This is a genomic window from Brevundimonas sp., assembly GCF_013912005.1.
Taxonomy (GTDB): domain Bacteria; phylum Pseudomonadota; class Alphaproteobacteria; order Caulobacterales; family Caulobacteraceae; genus Brevundimonas.
Genome location: NZ_JACESB010000002.1, coordinates 200,254 through 215,523 on the forward strand (window position 1 = coordinate 200,254; position 15,270 = coordinate 215,523).

Genomic DNA, 15,270 nt, shown 5'->3' on the forward strand with positions numbered 1-15,270 from the left:
CATGCTCCCGTTCATCCGAGGGGGTCTCATGCTGTTCCGTTCGCTCGCCGCCGCCGCGGCGCTTCTCGCCGTCGCCGCGCCCGCCGCCCTGGCGCAGGAGGTCGACCTGCGCGCCCAGGTCGCCGCCTACGTCCAGCCGACCAATGAAGCCCGCACCCGGGTCGTGGTCGACCAGGTGCGCGCCGCCGGCTTCGAACCGGTGGTCGAGACCTTCGCCGGCGGCAACCGCCAGACCGGCGAGATGGAAGGCCGCAACGTGGTCTTCACCATCGGCGAGGGCGCGCGGGAGATCCTGCTCACCGCCCACTACGACGCGGTCGTGCTGCGCGACGGCTCGATGTCCCAGGGCGTGGTCGACAACGCCGCCTCGGTGGTCGGGGTGATCGAGGCGGCGAAGCGGCTGCGCGAGGCGGACCTCGATCACCGCGTGCGGGTGATCCTGTTCGACCAGGAGGAGCTGGGCCTGATCGGCGCGCGCAGGTGGATCGAGGCGCACGGCCTGGCCAATGTCGCGGCCGTGGTGAACTCCGACGTCGCCGCCTACGGCGACACCATGATGTACGGCCTCAACAACGGCGCCCAGTCGGCGGGCGTGGTGCGGGCGGTGCGCGAGGTCTGCGCCGGGCGGGCCATGCACTGCGTCGGCTTCCCGGTCTATCCGCCCTCGGACGACCGCGCCTTCTCCGGGGCCGGGCTGGGCGAGGCGGGGCAGGCCGGCGGGGCCGACCGCGTGCCGACCGTGTCGCTCGGCTTCCAGGACCACGTCGGGGCCCACCAGATGTGGCTGGCCTTCAACGGCGGCGAGGAGACCGGCCTGGCCGAAGGCTTCGTGCCGCAGGTGTTCCGCCTGATCCACTCGCCCGAGGACACGATGGAACAGGTCGATCCGGCGACGGTGCGGCTGGCGGCGGAAACCTACGCCGCCGTGGTGGCGAAACTGGACGACGAGCTCACCGACTGAACGCCGCCCCGGCGCCGGTGTTGACTAAGCCCCGGCCCCGTCCGACAAGGCGTCACCCTTTCACCGGCTCCGTCGCACATCGCGGCGGGGCCGTTCTCTCTTCAGGAGGTGCCGCCCGTGTCCACCGAACATCTGATGGGTGTCTACAACCGCGCGCCGCTGGAGGTGGAGCGCGGGCAGGGCGCCCGGCTGTGGTCGACCGACGGGACCGAATACCTCGACTGCGTCGCCGGCATCTCCACCAACGGCCTCGGCCACGCCCACCCCAAGCTGGTGCAGGCCGTGACCGAGCAGGCGCAGAAGCTCTGGCACGTCTCCAACATCTTCCGCATCCCCGGCCAGGAGAAGCTGGCCGACATGCTGTGCGAGACCAGCTTCGCGGACGTGGTCTTCTTCACCAACTCCGGGACCGAGGCGGTCGAATGCGCCCTGAAGACGGCGCGCAAGTACCACGTGGCCAATGGCCAGCCGGAGCGGATCGACATCTACGGCTTCGACGGCTCGTTCCACGGCCGCACCTACGGGGCCATCAACGCCGCCGCCAACCCGAACTACACCAACGGCTTCGGCCCGCCGATGGAAGGCTTCCACCAGCTGATCTGGGGCGACCGGGAGGCGCTGGAGACGGCGTTCCGCAATCCGACCACGGCGGCGATCATCCTTGAGCCGGTGCAGGGCGAGGGCGGCTGCCGCGCCACCCCGGACGAGGACCTGCGCTGGATGCGGCAAATGGCCGACGAGACCGGCGTGCTGATCATCTTCGACGAGGTCCAGTGCGGCATGGGCCGGACCGGCAAGCTGTGGGCCCACGAATGGGCCGGGATGACCCCGGACATCATGGCCGTGGCCAAGGCCCTCGGCGGCGGCTTCCCGATCGGGGCCTGCCTGGCCACCGCCGAGGCGGCCAAGGGCATGACCGTCGGCGTGCACGGCTCGACCTTCGGCGGCAATCCGCTGGCCATGGCGGTGGGGCAGGCGGCGCTTTCGGAGATCGCGAAGCCGGAGACCCTGGCCCATGTCAACGAGATCGCCGGCTACCTGAAGCAGCAGCTGCACGGCCTGAAGGAGCGCTTCCCGGACGTGATCGTCGACGTCCGCGGCAAGGGCCTGCTGATCGGCGTCAAGCTGGTCCCGAACAACCGGGAATTCATGGCCTGGGCCCGCGACGGGCAGCGCCTGCTGGTCGCCGGCGGCGGCGACAACTGCGTGCGCATGCTGCCGCCGCTGATCCTGACCCTGGAAGAGGCTCGCGAGGCGATCGAGCGGTTCGAGAAGACGTGCGAGTTCGCGCGGACCCAGATGGCTGCGGCCTGACATCCGGAGGGGCCGATGGTCCGCCATTTCCTCGACATCCACCGCCTCTCCGCGGAGGATCTGCGCGCCATCCTCGACGACGCCCACGCCCGCAAGCAGGCGCGCCGGGGCTGGCCGCAGGGCCGCGTCGACGCGGACGCGCCCGCCCGGGACCGCGTGCTGGCCATGGTGTTCGAGAAGAACTCCACCCGCACCCGCTTCAGCTTCGACGCGGCCATCCGGCAGCTGGGCGGATCGTCGATCATCGCCAACGCCGGCGACATGCAGCTGGGGCGCGGCGAGCCGGTCGAGGACACCGCGCGGGTGCTGTCGCGCATGGTCGACGCGGTGATGATCCGCGCCAACAGCCATGAGGAGGTCGAGCGCTTCGCCCGGGTCGCCACCGTGCCGGTGATCAACGGCCTGACCGACCGCTCGCACCCGTGCCAGATCCTCGCCGACCTGCTGACGATCGAGGAGCATCGCGGGCCGGTGGCGGGCAAGACGATCGCCTGGGTCGGCGACGGCAACAACGTCTGCCACAGCTTCATGCACGCCGCGCCGAAGTTCGGCTTCCGGCTGCAGGTCGCCTGTCCCGCCGAGTACCACCCGGACCTGCGCGACCTGGCGATCGGCGGCGGCCACGTCCACCTGACCGGCGATCCGCGCGAGGCCGTCGAGGGCGCGGACGTGGTCGTCACCGACACCTGGGTGTCGATGGGCGACAAGGACTACGAGGCGCGGCTCGAGGCGTTCGAGGGCTACACCGTCGACGATGACCTTCTGGCCGCCGCCGCCGACGACGCGGTCTTCCTGCACTGCCTGCCGGCGCATCGCGGCGAGGAGGTGACCGACGCCGTCATCGACGGGCCCCGCTCGCTGGTCTGGGACGAGGCGGAGAACCGCATCCACGCCCAGAAGGCGGTGCTCGCCTGGTGCTTCGCGGAAGGCTGAAGCCCCGCGGCGGCGGAGGGCCGGCGCCGGCCGCCCGCCGCCCGGCCGCTCGCCGCAGACCGCCTACTGCAGATTGACGTCCCGCGCTCCGCCCGTCTCCGGCAGGGTGTTGGTCGCATTGGCCTTGGCGATCTCCCAGGCGAACTTGAACAGTCCGCCCTGGTTGACCCAGATGCGGCCGTGGTCCCCGTCGAACTTGAGGATGGTCAGGTGCGGATCGTCCTTGCCGTCCGGGTACCAGGCGGCCAGCACCGGGTTCCAGTGACGGTCGATGATCTCCCGGTCGTGGCCGTGCACCGACAGCTGGCCGTGGATGCAGGCCCAGACGTTCTGGTCCTTCGAGCCATAGTGGAACATGGCGCTCTGCCCGCCGGGGAGGGCCGTGTCCCTGGCCAGATCGGTGTCGTCGCGGGTGAAGAACCAGATCGTGCCGGTCTCCGCCTCGCGGAAGGCGGTCATCGGCTGCGCGTGGTAGCCCGGCTGGTCGAGGCCGAGCATGCCGGTGTTGGACTTCTTCAGGTGGTCCCAGAAGGCGTCCTCGGCTTCGGCGGCGGTGAGGGTCTTGTCGCCCATGCGGCTGTCTCCTGATGGATCGGGGGTGTCCATCGGGAATGGACGCCAGCCGGGGCGGTTCCGCTCACCAGGGTCGCTGCGGCACGCCGAGCAGGCTTCCGACATGCACCAGCAGGACCAGCAGGCCCGCGGCGGACAGCACCATCACCAGCCGCCAGGGGATCATCCGCACGCCCCGGCGCGGATCCCACGGCCGCGCGCCGCGCCAGCCTGCGAAGGCGGTGAGACCCAGGGCCGCGAGCGCCAGGGCGAGGGTGGTGGTCATGTCCATCGCGGCGAGGTGGCGCGGCGGTTCGCGGGACGCAAGAGCGGACCCCTGCGGCCGGAGTTCTTTACGCGCCGTTAACCACGATCGGGCGAGGACTGGAGGGCAGTACGCGGGCTTTCCACAGGATGATGCCGCAACGCTACATCTTGGGGTTAACCGCGAGTTTACACCCCTGATCTGGGCGATTAGCGTCCAGCCAAAGGTCGGGAGGCGAATCAGTGAGCGCAGCCGCGCCGTGGAGCGTAAAGGGGATTGACCCCAAGGCTCGCGAGATCGCCAAGGACCTTGCGCGCCGCTCCGGCATGACGCTGGGCGAGTGGCTGAACTCGATGATCATGGAGGACGGCGACGAGGACGAGGGCTACACGCCCCTGCCGCGCCGTCCGCACGCCGCCGAGTCCTTCGAGCGCCGCGGCCGGCATCGCCGCCTCGACGACGCCTATGGCGCGGGCGACGAGTCGTGGCAGCGGCTGAGCGCCTCGGTCGACGCCATCGCGGCCCGGCTGGAGGCGGCCGAGCGCCGCTCGACCGTCGCCATCCAGGGGGTGGACCAGGCGGTCAACGGCCTGCTGCGGCGGCTGGAGGCCCAAGACCAGAACGGCCGCCAGTACGGCCGTCGCCTCGACGACATCGCGGAGGAGCTTCGCGAGGGCCACCGGCGGCTGCGCAAGTTCGAGCAGGAGACCGGGCCGAAGACGCTCGAGACCTTCGGCAAGGTCGAAGCCTCCCTCGGCGCCCTGGCCGGCCGGCTCTACGACATCGAGGAGCGGCAGCGGACCGGGGTCAACGAGCTGCGCCAGCGCATGGACGCCGTCGAGAAGACGGCCGGTCCGGGCGTCGGCAGCGACCTGCTGGCCCAGGTCGGCGCCCGGCTGGATCAGGCCCAGGCCCGCACCACCGAGGCGCTGCGGGGTCTGGAGCGGTCGTTCGCCGGGCTCGACCAGCGCCTGCGCGCGGCCGAGGGGCGGATCGAACCCGAAGGCGTGCGCGAGGCCGCCCGCTTCGAAAAACTCGCCGAAACCCTCAGCCGGCAGGTCGAGGCGAACCGCGCCGAGATGATGCGCCGGCTCGACACCGCTGAGACCGAGAACCGCATCGACCGCATCGAGCGCGCCGTGCTGGCCATCGGCGAGCAGGTGAAGGCCTCGGAGAGCCGTTCGGCCAAGGCGGTCGAGAGCATGGGTCGCGAGGTCCTGCGCATCGCCGAGAACCTCAACGGCCGGGTAGGCCGGATCGAGAGCGAGGGCTCCCGGGGGCTGGAGCAGCTCGGGCGGACCCTGACCCGCAAGGTCGAGGAGGACATCGGCCGGGTGGCGCAGGGTCTCGAGCAGCGGCTGGTGGCCGCCGACGACCGGCACGCCCTCGCCCTGGAGAAGCTGGGCGGGGAGATCACCCGCATTTCGGACCGGCTCAGCGAACGGATCGCCCAGTCCGAACGGCGCTCGCAGCAGGCGCTCGAGGACATCGGGCGGCGGCTGGTCGACAGCTCGACCCGCATCGAGCAGCGCTACGATCGCGCCTCCGGAGAGCTGGCGGAGCGCATGCGCCTGTCGGAGGAGCGCACCGCCGCCCTCATCGCCGAGGCCCGCGAAAACATCGAACGTCGCGCTGAGCCGCCGAAGCCGACGCCGGCGCCGGTGGCCGAGCCTGACTGGCGCGCCGCCGCCTTCCCGGACGCGGCGTTCCCGGACGCCGGCTTCCCGGACGCGGGCTTCGAGGACCCGACCTTCGTCGAGCAGCAGGCCTGGTCGGCCGACCTGGCCCCGCCCGCGTCGCCGGAGCCGGCGGAGGCCGCGCCGGCCACGCTGACGGCCGACACGGTGTTCGATGCGGTGATGCGCGGGCCGCGCGCCGCCGCCGAGACCCCGCCGTCCAAACCTTTCGGCAGCCGCGAGGCGGCAGGCGAACCGACGGCGCCCGCGCCGGAGATCCCGGCCTTCGCCGCGCCGGCGACGCCCGCCGCCGCGCCCTTCGGCCATGCCGGCTTCGGCGGGGCCGACGTCTCGGACGCCCTCGCCGCCACCGCGCCCGACGCTTTCGACGCCGGTCCTGACGAGTTCTCCGCCGAGACCGACTTCGTCGACCCACGCGCCCTGCGCGCGGCTGCGGCCCAGGGGCGGGCGAACGCCACCCGCCAGACGATCGACGCCGCCCGCGCGGCCATGACCCAGGCCGAGCCCGAGCTCCCCGCCCGCACCGGCTTCGGCCTCAAGCGGGGCGGCAAGTCGCGCCTGCAGGAACGCCTCGACAAGCAGGCCGGCAAGGACGGCGGCACGGTCCGCAAGGCGCTGGGCGCCTCGGCGGTCGCTGTCTTCCTGACCGCCGGCGGCGCGGTGGCCTTCACCGAACTGACCGGGTCGGCCATCGCCATCCCCGGCGTTCCGGCCGCGCCGGCGGACGAGGTCCAGCCGGTCGCCGCCCTCGCCGCGACCCCCGCCGACGCCGCCCGGGGCGCCGAGCTGTACGAACAGGCCACGGCCCTGCTGGACGCCGACGACCTGTCCGGCGTGGACACCCTGCGGCGCGCCGCCGAGCTCGGCTACGCCCCGGCCCAGCTGCATCTCGCCGGTCTGTACCAGGAAGGCGAGCGCGGCCTGGCCGCCGATCCGGCGGAGGCCCGCGATCTGACGCGGCGCGCCGCTGACAGCGGCGACGCGCGGGGCATGCACGCCTACGGCATGTATCTTTTCGACGGCGTGGGCGGGCCGCGCGACCGGGCGGAGGCGCTCATCTGGCTGCTCCGCGCCGCCGAGCGCGGGCTGGTCGACAGCCAGTACAATGTCGCCCGCCTGTACGAGACCGGCGACGAAGCCATCGCCGCCGACCCGGCGCAGGCGCTCAAATGGTATCTGATTGCGGGTCGCGCGGGCGACGGCGACGCCCAGGCCGCGGCCGGGCGTCTGCAGGCGGCGCTGCCGGCGGCGGATCGTGAGCGCGCCCGGGCGGCCGCCGAACGGTTCGCGGTCGAGCCGCTGGCCTGATCCCGCTTCCGGCGCCCGTCGCAGGCGCATCGGGTTGCGCAGGCGGCCCGGGGCGTTCAGGACGTTTCCACCGTCGCCTTCCCGGCGCCTGATCTCCGTTCCAGCCGAAGGCGCGTCCTTTGGATATCTATCTGCCGATCGCCGAGGTTTCGGTGAACTGGCCGCTCCTGGTGCTGCTGGGCGCGACGGTCGGTTTCGTCTCGGGCCTGTTCGGCATCGGGGGCGGCTTCCTCATGGCGCCGATCCTGATCTTCCTCGGCATCCCCCCCGCCGTGGCCGTGGCCAGCCAGGCCAGCCACGTGGTGGCCTCTTCCACCTCGGGCGTCATCAGCTACGCCGGCAAGAAGGCCATCGACTTCCGCATCGGCGGCGTGATGGCCGGGGGCGGGGTGCTGGGCGCCCTGCTCGGGGTCGAGCTGTTCCGTTACCTGCGGCTGCTGGGCCAGGCCGATCTCGCCGTCGCCCTGTCCTATCTGATGTTCCTCGGCGCCATCGGCGCCCTGATGCTGTACGAAAGCCTCGGCCAGATCCTGCGCCGCGTCCGCGGCGAGGTGGCGCCGCACCGCGAGCGGCGCCGGCCGCTGTGGCTGTACGGCCTGCCGCTGCGCATGCGCTTCCCCCGCTCGGGCCTCTACATCAGCGCCATTCCCCCGTTCGCCCTCGGCGTCTTCGCCGGGGTGCTGTCGGCGATCATGGGGGTCGGCGGCGGCTTCATCCTCGTCCCCGCCATGCTCTACGTGCTGCGCATGAAGGCCGGGGTGGTGGTGGGCACCAGCCTGTTCCAGATCATCGTCACCACGGCGATGACCACCATCCTGCAGGCCGGACGCAACCAGACCGTCGACATCGTGCTGTCGACCATCCTCCTGCTCGGGGGGGTGGTCGGCGCCCAGTACGGGGCGCGCCTGTCGGGACGCTTCCGCGCCGAGGAGCTGCGCGCCGTCCTCGGCCTGATCGTCCTGCTGGTCGGCATCCAGATGGGTCTGGAGCTGTTCGTCCGCCCCTCGGAGCTGTTCTCCTTCGCGCCGGGAGCGGTCGACTGATGCTGCCGGTCTTCCCGCCCCCGCCGCCCGCCGTGGAGGCGCCGCCGCCGGAGCGGTCGGCCGCCACCCTCGACGAGGTGCGCGTCGCCGCCGCCCTCACCGACGCCCGGGTGCTGGTCGATTCCAGCTTCCGCGGCGCCTCGATCGTGCTCTACGGCGCCGTCTTCAACCCGTCCGACGATCCCGCCGACGTGGTGGTGGTGGTGCGCGGGCCGGATGCGCCCGTCCGTCTGGTCAAGAAGACGCGCAACATGGGCGTCTGGCTGAACAGCCGACCGGTGCTGTTCGAGGGCGCGCCCGGCTTCTACATGACCGCCTCGACCCGGCCGCTGCCGGACATCGCCGAGTTCGGCCAGCTGCGCCGCCTCGGCGTGGGCCTCGACCACCTGCGCATCAACGCGCCCGAGGAGAGTCGCACCGTCACCCGCTACGGCGTGCGCGACGTGGTGGTCAGCCGGCTCGGCGCGGACTACCTCGACTGGCGGCGCGCCGTGATCCGCCTGCGCGAGGCCGCCGCCCTCTACAACAGCGACCCCGAAGGCGTGGAGTTCGTCGACGAGGGGCTGTTCCGCGCCGAGGTCGAGCTCCCGGCGGTGGCCCCCACCGGCCGCTACTCGGCCGAGGTCTGGCTGTTCCAGGACGGCGCGCCTGTGTCCGTCAGCAATCTGACCCTGACCGTCGAGAAGGTCGGCATCGAGCGCGACATCTTCGAGTTCGCGCACCGCCGGCCGTGGAGCTACGGCCTCGTCTGCGTGCTGCTCGCCGCCTTCACCGGCTGGGGCGCCAGCCGGGTGTTCCGTCGGACCTGACGCCGGCCGCCGGCCTCAGCTCGCCGCGAACTCGCTCAGCGCGTCGATGACGGCGCGGTTCTGGTCCTCGGTCCCCACCGTGATGCGCAGGCACTCCGGCAGGCCGTAGCCGCCCACGGGACGGACGATGATCCCCTTCGAGTTCAGATAGTCGTTGGCGCGGTTCGCGTGATCGGCGTCCCGGAACCGGACCAGCACGAAGTTGCCGGCGCTGGGCAGCACCTCGAAGCCGAAGCCGCGGATGGCCTGGGTCAGGCGCGGCCGCCAGGTGTGGATGAGGTCGCGCGAGGCCTTCTGGTGCGCCTCGTCGCCGAGCGCCGCGACCGCGGCCTCGATGCCCGGCACGGAGACGTTGAAGGGCAGGCGGATGCGGTCGACCGCCTCGGCCACCTTCAGCGGCGCATAGCCGAAGCCGATGCGCAGCCCGCCGAGGCCGTGGATCTTGGAGAAGGTGCGGGTGACGATGACGTTCTCGCTGTCGCGGGCCAGCGGGAAGCTGGTCTCCCAGTCCGGCTCGGTCACGTACTCCGCGTAGGCCTCGTCCACCACCAGCAGGATGTCGGGACGCAGCCCCGCATGCAGGCGGCGGATCTCCTCGCCGGTGTTGTAGCTGCCGGTCGGATTGGACGGGCTCGAGACGTAGACGATGCGCGTCCGCTCATCGACCTGTTCCAGCAGCGCCTCGGGCGTCGCCTTGAACTGCGGCTCCGGGGCCAGCTTCACCGAGGCCTGGTTGGCGAGGGCGCTGATCCGGTAGGCGAGGAAGCCGTACTGGCCCGTGACGATGTTGTCGCCCGGCGTCAGATAGGCCTGGTTGAGCAGGGCGAAGACCTCGTCCGACCCGTTGCCGAAGATCAGCCGCTCGGGCTCCAGCCCGTGATGGTCGGCGACGGCCTGGCGCAGCTTCATGGCGCGCCCGTCGGGATAGATGTGGATGTTGCGGACCGCCGCCTCGTAGGCCTGCCGCGCCTTCTCGCCGGCCCCCAGCATGTTCTCGTTCGAGGACAGCTTCATCGGCTCGGCCACGCCTTCGATCCGGGCCTTGCCGCCGACGTAGGGCGCGATGTCGAGGATGCCGGGCTTCGGCGTCGGAAGATCGGTCATGCGGGTTCCCGGTGTGCGTGATCAGAAGACCGGCGCGGCGCCGATGACGCCGTTCAGGTCGCCGGGCGCGGAGGCGAGCCGCCCGTCCTCGGCCTGCACATAGCCCGCCAGGGCGAACAGCTTCAACCCGCCCGAGGCCAGCAACGGCGTCGCGGCCAGGCCGAGGTCCCCCAGAACGGCGACGATCCGGCCGTCGGCCAGTCCGCTGTCGGTGGCCCAGAAGGTGCGGTCGTCGCCGGTCGGCCCCGGCTCCGTCCGCTGCACCAGAAGGGCCCGCGGCAGGCCGCCGCCGCCGTCCGGCAACGCCCCGGTCACCCGCAGCTCCGGCTCGGCCAGCAGCCGGCCCCACCAGGCGGAGCTCGGGGCGAGGTCCATCAGCGCCCGTCCCCCGTCGCGCACGGCCTGCAGCGCCGCCTCCGGCCGCGCCGCCAGCCGGGCGGTCAGCCCGTAACGGTCGGCGGCGAGCACCTGGCTGGCCGGCCCCCAGACCGCCAGCGGCGGCCCGGCGGCGGCGTCCAGCCGCCCCAGCACCGCGCGCACCGCCGCCGCCTCCGCCGGCGTCAGGCGGGCCAGCAGGGCGCGCAGGGCGATGGCCTCGGCGTCCGGCGACGCGCGGACGCCGCCGGCGAGCCGCGCCCGCACCGCCTCCGCCACCGCCGCATCGAGCGCGTCCAGGCGCGCATCCGCCGTCGGCTCGCGCAGCATCAGAACAGCTTCGGCGCCGGCGCCAGGGCGAACGGGCCCAGCCAGGTGCGGCCGTCCTCGAAGCGGACGACCAGATCCACCGGCCGGTCGCCCGCCGCCGCGGCCGCGGCGGCGGCGCCGGCGGCGCCGGCCCGGTTCACCGCCCCCGAGCGGGCGCCGGCGAGGCCGGCCACCGCCGCCATCGGGCGCTCCGCGCGCAGCGCCACCTGCCCCTGCAGGCGGCCGTCCGGGCCGGCCGACAGGGCGGCGCTCTCCACCCGCGCGCGGCTGTCGCCGGCGGAGAGCTCGCCGCGCACGTTCGTCAGGCGGCCGCCGGCCGCGGTCCAGCCGGCGAAGACCCCCGCCGCGTCGACCCCGGCCAGACGGCTCGCCCGCGCCACGGTCGCCTCGACCTCGGCGGTCAGCCGGCCCTGCTGCGTCGCCGCCTCCACCGGTCCGTCGCGCCGGCCGCGGGCGTCGACGAGCCGGAACAGCACGTCCATCTCGTCGCCGCCGGCGACGGCTCCCCCGGCCGCGTGGGGCCGGGTGTACAGTTCGATCAGCTGAGCGGAGGCGATCGGGAAGGGCTCGGCGTCGAGGTGGGCGGTGAACACCGGCTCGACCGCCTGCACCCGCAGGTCGGGGAAGGGCGCCCGCAGATGGCTGACGCTGAGGCGCAGGGCCTCGGCGCGCACGCCGACCTTGCCCTTGTCCGCCCGGCTGAGGGTCAGGCCGTCGGGGGCGATCACCACCCAGCGGTCCGGGTTCCAGGCGTTGGCCTCGGCGACCAGCTCCGGCGCGGCCACGCCGTGGCCGGAGGGCGCGACGATCCGGACGTGCGGGATCGACACCCGCGCCCGGAACGGCCAGCCGGTGGTCGTCACCGGCGCGTGCTCGATGGTCCAGCCGTCCTCCGCCAGCGCCGCCGCCTGGGCGGCGAGCCGCGTCTCGACCTGCGTCGCCAGCCAGAACCACCAGCCGGTCCAGGCTGCGAGCAGCAGGCCGACCAGCAGGAACGGCCACAGCAGTCCGCGGCGGGGGTGGCGATAGGGGGTCTCGGCGTGCGTCATGGGGGCTCCGGCGCAGTCGCTTTCGGGATAGGGTCAGTTCCGGACCCGAGGCAAGCGGGAACGCCGGCTGGCGCGGTCCGTTCGGAACGACCCCGGGAGAGAGCCTCCATGGAAACCCCCTCGCTGCATCGCGGCCGGCTGATCGACCACCTGCATCTCGTGGTGCGCGACCTCGCCGCCAGCCGCCGCTTCTACGACGCCGTGCTGGAGGCGCTGGACGTGCCGCTCGGCGGCGCGGGCGAGAGCTGGTTCTGGGCCGACGAGCTGTTCGTCTCCACCGCCGACAGCGCGGCCGCCCTGGGCCAGCTCACCGGCCGCTGCCACCTCGCCTTCCAGGCGAAGGACAGGGCCATGGTCGAGGCCTTCCACCGCGCCGGACTGGCCGCCGGCGGCCGCGACAACGGCGCCCCGGGCGAGCGGCCCTACCACCCCGGCTACTACGCCGCCTTCCTGCTCGATCCCGACGGCAACAACATCGAGGCGGTGTTCCACGGCCCGGCCGAGCGCTCGGCGGACAGCGTGGAGATCACCTTCGAGGGATGAGGGATGAGGGAAGAGGGAAGAGGGACGAGGGATGAGCTGGTCAGTGTCGCGGGCGAACTCCGTCCGCCGTTTCCCATCCTCATCCCTCTTCCCTCATCCCTCCCAGAAACGCCGCCGTCAGCTCCACCGCCTCGGCCAGCCCCATGCGCTGCACCTCGGTTCCCGGGGGCAGGCTGGCGAACAGCCGGGTGGGGCAGGCGGCGTCCAGCATGACGAACACGCCCCTGTCGTCGGCCCGGCGGATCAGCCGGCCGAAGGCCTGGGCCATGCGGGCGCGGGCCAGGGCGTCGTCATAGGCCCGCGCCTGCGGGCCGCCGCCAAAGCGCTCGCGCCGCGCCTTGTGCAGCAGGTCCGGCCGCGGCCACGGCACCCGGTCGAAGGCGAGAATGCGCAACGACCGGCCGGGCACGTCGACCCCGTCCCGCACCGCGTCGGTGCCCAGCAGGCAGCTGTCCTGCTCGGCGCGGAACACGTCGACCAGCGCCCCGACCTCCAGCGGATCGAGGTGCTGGGCGTAGAGGGGGATGCCCGCCTTCGCCAGATCCGGTCCCAGCCGTTCGTAGACCGCCTTCAGCCGGCGGATGGCGGTGAACAGGCCCAGCCCTCCGCCGCCGGCGGCGAGGAACAGCTCGCGCATCGCCGCCGCGGTCTGGCGCGGATCGTCCTTGATCAGGTCGTTGACCACGATGACCCGGCTGTGGGCGGCGTAGTCGAACGGGCTCTCGACCTTCAGGGTCCGGGCCGGCTCGACCAGACGCGCGGCTCCGGTGCGCAGCCGGGCGAGGTCGAACGGATCGTCCGACAGCGGATCGGACAGGGTGGCCGAGGTGACCAGCACCCCGTGCGCCGGCATCACCACCGCCGCCTCCAGCGGCACGGTCGGGTCGATCCAGTGCCGGCGCAGGGCGACGTCGTGGATGCGGCCGAAGGCGGCCTCGGCGGACAGCCAGTCGACGAAGTCCGGGTCCGGCTCGTCGCCGCCGGCGTCGAGCGCCGCCAGCATGGAGCGCCAGCCCGGCAGGGTCATGCGCGCCCGCCGGTCGAGGCCGCGCAGGGCCCCCTCGATCCGCGCCCGGGCCGACCCGTCCAGCTCGGCGGCCTCGTCGTCGAGGATGTCCTCCAGATGCCGCGACAGGGCCAGCAGCGGCGCCTCGATCGCCGCCAGCGCCCGGGCCGCCTCGCGCGCCGCCTCCCGCACCGGCTCGGTCGCCGGACGCAGGGCGCACTCCATGCCGAACTCCACTCCGCTCCCGGAGGCGTTCTCGCTCGTCCGGGCACGGAGCTGTTCCAGCGCGGCCAGCAGGAAGCGTTCGACCGGACCCACCGGATTGACCTCGCCCGAGGCCGGGGCGATGCGGCCGGACACGCCCTCGCCCGGCAGCTGGGCGGCGGCGCGGACGGCGTCCTGCAGGGCCTTCGAGGCGGCCTCGTTGTCGGCGCACAGGTCGCCGAGGCGCTGCTCCAGCCCGCGCCCGCGGCGGGCGCGGCCCTCGGGCCCGCGGATCCAGCGGCGCAGCTCGGCCGCCTCCTGTCCGGACAGGCAGGCGGAGAAGGCGCTGTCCGCGGCGTCGAACAGGTGGTGGCCCTCGTCGAAGACGATGCGCTTCAGCGCCGCCGTCTCGCCGTCCTGCTTCAGGCCGCGCGCCGAGCGGGCGCCGTCGAAGGCGGCCTGGGTCATCACCAGCGCATGGTTGGCCACCACCAGGTCGGCGCGGCGGCTGGCGCGGACGGTCTTCTCGACGAAACAGGTGCGATAGTGGGGGCAGGCGGCGTGAACGCACTCGCCGCGCCGGTCGACGAGATTGGCCGGACTGGCCTGATGCGACGGCGGGGTCGCGAACAGGCCGGGCAGCCAGCCGGGATAGTCGCCGCCGGTCATGTCGCCGTCGCGGCTGTGCAGGGCCCAGCGGCTGGCCAGCGCCATGCCGACGAGGTCGCCGTTCCCCAGCTGGGCCGCCTGCACCATCTCCTGCAGGTTCAGCAGGCACAGGTAGTTTTCGCGGCCCTTGCGGACCACGGCCTTGCGCCTGCGCTCCTTCGGATCGGGCCACAGGCTGGCGATCTCGCGGTCGATCTGGCGCTGCAGGGCGCGGGTATAGGTCGAGACCCAGGCCGCGCCCTGGTTGCGTTCGGCCCACAGGCTGGCGGGCGCCAGATAGCCCAGGGTCTTGCCGGTGCCGGTCCCCGCCTCGGCCAGCAGCATGCGCGGCCGGCCCTCGTCGTTGCGGGGGGCGAAGGCGTAGGCGGCCTCGGCGGCGTAGTCGCTCTGGGTCGGCCGGGTCTCGTCGAGGCCGGAGGCCTGCAGCAGCTTCTCCAGCCGGATGCGAGCGCTTTCGGAGTCGACCGGCGCCGAGCCGGCCTCGCCGCGCGGTGCCTCGTCCTCCCACTCCGGCAGCCGGGCCCAGGCGTCGAGCCCGCTGCCCCGATGGCGCCGCTCGCGCACCGGCTGATGCTGCAGGGCGCCCAGCACCCGCCAGCCCCAGCTCCATCCGGCCCGGCCCAGGGTTTCCGCGAGGGTCACCGCATCCTCGCGGTGCGGATAGTCCGGCGCCGCCAGCTCCCGCAGCAGTCCCGCCGCCGCCTCGCGCAGCGCCCCCGCCTGGGCTTCGGCCCCCTTCGGCTCGGCCATGCCCAGCGCCAGCGCCAGACCCGCCGCCGACGGCGCGCAGAACCGCGCCGGCCGCACGAAGGCGAACAGCTCCAGCACGTCCAGCAGCTGCGGCGATCGCGGCGGCGGTGCGATCCCCAGCCGCCGGGCGGTCAGGCTGGCGTGGGCGACCATCACCTCGCCGCCGGTGAAAAGTCCTTCCGCCGCGCCCCGCCCGATCCTGCGCGCGCCCTCGGCGTCCGCGACCGCCCCCGCCCCCGGCGGCACGGCCAGCGCCGGCGGCAGGGCCAGCCAGGGCTCTGCCCCGGTCAGGCCGGCGGGGGAGGGAAGGGTCGAGACGGACACCCTCGACAGATAGCCGCTTCGCGGGTGAAACGGA

Annotated in this window: 13 protein-coding genes; 7 read left to right on the plus strand and 6 right to left on the minus strand. The window is 73.4% G+C overall.

The genetic code is table 11. The annotated features are described in order from the left end of the window. Positions 1-28: 28 nt before the first annotated feature. From H2038_RS02870 to argF, 3 genes are all read left to right on the plus strand, one after another. The gene (locus tag H2038_RS02870) at positions 29-961 is read left to right on the plus strand and encodes a M20/M25/M40 family metallo-hydrolase (RefSeq protein WP_292109004.1); all 933 of its coding nucleotides are present in this window, start codon (positions 29-31) and stop codon (positions 959-961) included. Between the two features lie 117 nt (positions 962-1,078). Further along, positions 1,079-2,275, plus strand: a complete 1,197-nt coding sequence (locus tag H2038_RS02875; RefSeq protein ID WP_292109005.1) for an aspartate aminotransferase family protein — start codon at positions 1,079-1,081, stop codon at positions 2,273-2,275. 15 nt (positions 2,276-2,290) lie between these two features. After that, positions 2,291-3,208 carry an ornithine carbamoyltransferase gene (gene argF / locus H2038_RS02880; RefSeq protein WP_292109006.1) on the plus strand — a complete coding sequence of 306 codons (918 nt, stop codon included), beginning with the start codon at positions 2,291-2,293 and terminating at the stop codon, positions 3,206-3,208. A 63-nt stretch (positions 3,209-3,271) separates the two neighbouring features. Here the strand turns inward: argF and H2038_RS02885 are convergent, their stop codons facing one another. Together H2038_RS02885 and H2038_RS02890 are read right to left on the minus strand one after the other, a co-directional pair. After that, on the minus strand, positions 3,272-3,781 hold the full coding sequence (locus H2038_RS02885; RefSeq protein ID WP_292109008.1) for a pyridoxamine 5'-phosphate oxidase family protein: 510 nt from the start codon (positions 3,779-3,781) through the stop codon (positions 3,272-3,274). Positions 3,782-3,845: 64 nt separating this feature from the next. Then, positions 3,846-4,046 (minus strand): hypothetical protein, encoded by a 201-nt coding sequence (locus H2038_RS02890; protein ID WP_366926480.1) that lies wholly within the window; start codon positions 4,044-4,046, stop codon positions 3,846-3,848. Between the two features lie 221 nt (positions 4,047-4,267). Here H2038_RS02890 and H2038_RS02895 point away from each other — a divergent pair, with 221 nt between their 5' ends. The 3 genes from H2038_RS02895 to H2038_RS02905 all read left to right on the plus strand — a co-directional run bounded on the left by H2038_RS02895 (position 4,268) and on the right by H2038_RS02905 (position 8,882). After that, the gene (locus H2038_RS02895) at positions 4,268-7,030 is read left to right on the plus strand and encodes a hypothetical protein (RefSeq protein ID WP_292109011.1); all 2,763 of its coding nucleotides are present in this window, start codon (positions 4,268-4,270) and stop codon (positions 7,028-7,030) included. Between the two features lie 119 nt (positions 7,031-7,149). Beyond that, positions 7,150-8,073: a sulfite exporter TauE/SafE family protein gene (locus H2038_RS02900; protein WP_292109012.1), complete on the plus strand. Its 924-nt coding sequence runs from the start codon at positions 7,150-7,152 to the stop codon at positions 8,071-8,073. Further along, positions 8,073-8,882, plus strand: a complete 810-nt coding sequence (locus H2038_RS02905; RefSeq protein ID WP_292109013.1) for a TIGR02186 family protein — start codon at positions 8,073-8,075, stop codon at positions 8,880-8,882. Before H2038_RS02900 ends, H2038_RS02905 begins: the two co-directional genes overlap by 1 nt. 15 nt (positions 8,883-8,897) lie before the next feature. Here H2038_RS02905 and hisC read toward each other — a convergent pair whose 3' ends face one another. The 3 genes from hisC to H2038_RS02920 are packed head-to-tail and all read right to left on the minus strand — an operon-like array spanning position 8,898 to position 11,740. Next, the gene (gene hisC / locus H2038_RS02910) at positions 8,898-9,986 is read right to left on the minus strand and encodes a histidinol-phosphate transaminase (RefSeq protein ID WP_292109014.1); all 1,089 of its coding nucleotides are present in this window, start codon (positions 9,984-9,986) and stop codon (positions 8,898-8,900) included. Positions 9,987-10,007: 21 nt separating this feature from the next. Next, positions 10,008-10,691, minus strand: coding sequence for a hypothetical protein (locus H2038_RS02915; protein WP_292109016.1), 684 nt, complete (start codon positions 10,689-10,691; stop codon positions 10,008-10,010). Then, a complete protein-coding gene (locus tag H2038_RS02920) occupies positions 10,691-11,740 on the minus strand; it encodes a DUF2125 domain-containing protein (protein WP_292109018.1) in 1,050 nt (349 codons plus the stop codon). Before H2038_RS02920 ends, H2038_RS02915 begins: the two co-directional genes overlap by 1 nt. Before the next feature lie 108 nt (positions 11,741-11,848). Here H2038_RS02920 and H2038_RS02925 point away from each other — a divergent pair, with 108 nt between their 5' ends. Further along, entirely contained in the window at positions 11,849-12,283 is a 435-nt protein-coding gene (locus tag H2038_RS02925) for a VOC family protein (protein WP_292109020.1), read from the plus strand. Positions 12,284-12,362: 79 nt separating this feature from the next. Here the strand turns inward: H2038_RS02925 and H2038_RS02930 are convergent, their stop codons facing one another. Next, entirely contained in the window at positions 12,363-15,203 is a 2,841-nt protein-coding gene (locus H2038_RS02930) for an ATP-dependent DNA helicase (protein WP_292109090.1), read from the minus strand. Positions 15,204-15,270 lie beyond the last annotated feature (67 nt).